Genomic DNA, 3,199 nt, shown 5'->3' on the forward strand with positions numbered 1-3,199 from the left:
CAATTCTCGGGCCCGTAGCTTAGTCCGGTCAGAGCGCCCGGCTCATAACCGGGCGGTCGTGGGTTCGAATCCCTCCGGGCCCACCTTTAATCGGGGTAATCGTAACAATCGTTGCTTGGATTTTGTTTTCAGCACTAACTATTAGTTGTTCTATGAAACGGGACGTATTCGTAACCCGGTTTTTCAGAAAATCATGCGCCTGATCCGAGATCGTAATGTTCAATCTTCTCCTCTTTCGCTCGTATTCCTTTTCTTTTGCCATTTTCTCTTTTCTCCTGTTTCTTTTCTACTGTCCGCACAGTGCTGTATCTGTCCGCACAGTTTCGGGTATCCTAACTCTCTGTGGGATGGGTCTTAAAGAGGTGGTAACCAAAAACGGGGGCGTTTAAGGGGGACGCCGTGAAGTTTTGGACGGCCGAAAGTGTGGCCATAGTTTCGGGTTGCCGAAACCGCTGTTTTTGTCACCACCTCTTTAAGTGACCAGAATTGCCACCTACAGGCCATGAAACACATCAACGCAAAGGGGGAGGTCTTTCAGCAAACCTCGGTTCGGATACACGAGAATATCTATCTTCTCGCGAAGGAGGCGAGCATCCCGATATCTGAGGCTGCAGAACGGGATGTGATTGCTGCGCTGCGTGCGCGGGGCGTCGAGATCTGAGGGAGGCGCATGACGAAATACGAGATCATAATCACAGAGACAGCAGAGAAACATCTTCAGGCAATCAGGCGTGGAGATAACGAGTATGTCAAAAAAATCATCGATAAAATAAAATTCTGCCCGGGTGAGCACCTGTTCACTTCGATCAAACAATGCAATAAGAAGAAACTGAAAGGGAAGGAGAACACTCACCGGCTACATATTCAGAGGAAATACACGGTGTTTTATAAGGTGGTTAAAACAGAGCAAAAAACATTTGTGGAAATCCGTGAGGTTATGGGTTTCGAGGCGGCGCACAAGAAGTACTCACACGTCGATTTATAACCCCAGCCTTTTTTCTACCTCGGCCAGGGTATATTTCCGACCCTTTCCCCATCTCTCCATGTCTGCATCCAGTCTATCGATACTGGCCTGGATTTCAGCCTGAGTAGGGGTTCTTTTAGGCGTGGTCTTCGGGGTTGCCTTCTCCCGCTCGACTACCGTCTTCGTCGGCATGCATGATGATGTCTGTATCAGGAAAGATATAGTTTTGGGGAGGATCTCTTTCACGCCGGGACCGCGGCCATACTTGAGGGATACCCGGCAACATCCTCTGTGGACTCAGCATAGATGTGCTTCTCGAATCTGAAGGATACATCAGCCCACACACGGCAGTGCGATGAGACCCGGACCGGCAGCAACATTAGTCAACCCACCCCTCTTCGACTTTGACCCACTTCTCCGGATTTTTACGCTCTTTCCCTTCGGCCTCAAGGAATTCCACATACATCGACAGGATGGGATCAACCATGTTCGAGCGGTCCCTACGCTCGATCTCCGCGAGGTGGCCGATCTTCCAGGAGAGAGACCGGCACCCTCACCCCAATTTGCTTCGTTCCCTTAACCATCTCTCCGCTCCCCACCAATGCTATGACGATTGTAGGTTTGTTCGTACACTTATGGGACCCAGAAAGCACCGATACTTCCTCCGTCTTCTGGAGCGCCAAGACCGATCTGGCCTCGGTCCGGCGTGGAGGGGCCCCGGGAAACCGTGCATCACCTACTACTGGCAGAAGGTATTTGTCAATGGAGAAGGAATGAACAATCAACGACGTAAGATGCGAGCAGGCCATACAAGCGTGAGACGCTACCATGACCACGATCCCGGAATCAACAAAGAAGACGCCATCCGTCGTCAGGCTTGAGGAAGTGCTGCCGGTACTCCGGGAGCGGTTCGGCGTGGTAAAGATCGGGGTCTTCGGGTCCACCGCCCGCGGCGAGGAGCGATTTGACAGCGACGTGGACATTCTCGTTGAACTTTCGCCGGGCCGCCTCACGTTCCGGAACTTCATGGCGCTCGCCGACTTCCTGGAGGAGTTGTACGGGCGGAAGGTCGAGCTCGTCACCGTCGGAGGACTGGATCCGCTCATCCGGCAGGACGCGGAGAGCGAGGTGGTCTGGTGTGAAGCGTGATTCCGTCTATCTCGCCCACATCCTGCAGGAGATGGATTTTATCGAGGCCAATTTCCCCTATCGAGCCACTGAGGAGAATGTCGGGGACGATATGATGCAGCGATCGCTTGTCCGGAGCCTTGAGGTCATTGGGGAAGCGTCGAAGAATATCTCAACCGAAGTCAGGGAGCGATATCCTGGCGTCCCTGGGGCGGTATGGCCAGGATGCGCGACCGGTTGATCCACGGGTACTTCAGTGTCAGGTGGGAACTTGTTGAGGACATGGTACAGAACGAGATCCCGGCAGCCAAACCAGAGATACAGGCGATCTATGCAGCGCTGCTTCGTGAAGAGGCGAGCAGCCGGTGAAAATGGCCGTCGAACTCGGACTTAAGATTGCAAAGGGTGAGAGACGAGAACGTCCGCGAGACGTTCATGTATTCTGGTTATTGTGGTAACTACCGATCTTCAGAGGATTCAAATCCCTTCGGGACCACTCGGTTTTGAAAAACGTGTAGAGCGGATGCCCTGCGAATCACAGGCCGGCGTGGGTCTCCCCGTCCTCGGGACACCCCTCTTCCTGCCGGCGGCCGCACCCGGCGATCCGGATCGTCTTGCCGTTCACCAGGGCGTCGGCGACCTTTGCCCGCGCCTCGTGGAGGTCGCGCCAGAGGGTCTTTCGAGAGACGCCGATGGCATGGGCGGCTTCTTCCTGCTCGAGCCCCTGGAGGTCGACGAGGCGGAGGGCCTCCACCTCCTCGGGGAGGATGACAACGACCTCGTCGGGCCTCCCGCAGAGAGGGCCAAAACAGCGGAACGCCGCCGGATCCCCGATCATCCGGCGGGCCCGGGGCCGGCCCCGCCCGCGGCGGCAACGCCCCTCGCCATGCTCGCTCTCGTTCACAGTATCATCTCTGGAGAAGATCTCCGTCCCGCGTGCAGATAGTGCCTTCGCTCCGGCACCGGGGGTTACCGACGACCGCGTGCCCGGCCGCCGCAGTGACCGCGGCCGCATCCGCACGGGATGCCGCCCCGGCCGAGACCGCGGAGGACCGGTGTTGCGGACTCGCCTTCCGGCGCCTCTGTCGCGGAGCACCGGCCCCGGCG

Annotated in this window: 7 protein-coding genes and 1 tRNA gene; 6 read left to right on the plus strand and 2 right to left on the minus strand. The window is 56.4% G+C overall.

The features are described 5' to 3' along the window. Nucleotides 1-8 precede the first annotated feature (8 nt). The 3 genes from PLN84_RS12860 to PLN84_RS12870 all read left to right on the plus strand — a co-directional run bounded on the left by PLN84_RS12860 (nucleotide 9) and on the right by PLN84_RS12870 (nucleotide 985). A tRNA-Ile gene (locus PLN84_RS12860) sits at nucleotides 9-83 on the plus strand. 419 nt (nucleotides 84-502) lie between these two features. Next, nucleotides 503-661: a hypothetical protein gene (locus PLN84_RS12865; RefSeq protein ID WP_292383627.1), complete on the plus strand. Its 159-nt coding sequence runs from the start codon at nucleotides 503-505 to the stop codon at nucleotides 659-661. Between the two features lie 9 nt (nucleotides 662-670). Then, nucleotides 671-985 carry a hypothetical protein gene (locus PLN84_RS12870; protein WP_300020862.1) on the plus strand — a complete coding sequence of 105 codons (315 nt, stop codon included), beginning with the start codon at nucleotides 671-673 and terminating at the stop codon, nucleotides 983-985. Here the strand turns inward: PLN84_RS12870 and PLN84_RS12875 are convergent. After that, on the minus strand, nucleotides 980-1,156 hold the full coding sequence (locus PLN84_RS12875) for a hypothetical protein (RefSeq protein ID WP_299954306.1): 177 nt from the start codon (nucleotides 1,154-1,156) through the stop codon (nucleotides 980-982). The genes PLN84_RS12870 and PLN84_RS12875 overlap by 6 nt on opposite strands. 636 nt (nucleotides 1,157-1,792) lie before the next feature. Here PLN84_RS12875 and PLN84_RS12880 point away from each other — a divergent pair. From PLN84_RS12880 to PLN84_RS12890, 3 genes are read left to right on the plus strand one after another with little or no spacing between them, the layout of a single operon-like run. Then, nucleotides 1,793-2,113, plus strand: coding sequence for a nucleotidyltransferase family protein (locus PLN84_RS12880; protein ID WP_348532152.1), 321 nt, complete (start codon nucleotides 1,793-1,795; stop codon nucleotides 2,111-2,113). Beyond that, nucleotides 2,103-2,333 (plus strand): hypothetical protein, encoded by a 231-nt coding sequence (locus PLN84_RS12885; protein ID WP_292383623.1) that lies wholly within the window; start codon nucleotides 2,103-2,105, stop codon nucleotides 2,331-2,333. The genes PLN84_RS12880 and PLN84_RS12885 overlap by 11 nt, the downstream gene beginning before the upstream one ends. Beyond that, nucleotides 2,318-2,461: a HepT-like ribonuclease domain-containing protein gene (locus PLN84_RS12890; RefSeq protein WP_299954297.1), complete on the plus strand. Its 144-nt coding sequence runs from the start codon at nucleotides 2,318-2,320 to the stop codon at nucleotides 2,459-2,461. The genes PLN84_RS12885 and PLN84_RS12890 overlap by 16 nt, the downstream gene beginning before the upstream one ends. A gap of 166 nt (nucleotides 2,462-2,627) precedes the next feature. On the opposite strand, the gene PLN84_RS12895 is transcribed toward PLN84_RS12890, so the two are convergent. After that, entirely contained in the window at nucleotides 2,628-2,996 is a 369-nt protein-coding gene (locus PLN84_RS12895) for a DUF134 domain-containing protein (RefSeq protein WP_348532153.1), read from the minus strand. Nucleotides 2,997-3,199: the final 203 nt, after the last annotated feature.

The sequence above is a fragment of the Methanoculleus sp. genome, assembly GCF_035363275.1.
Classification (GTDB): Archaea; Halobacteriota; Methanomicrobia; order Methanomicrobiales; family Methanoculleaceae; genus Methanoculleus.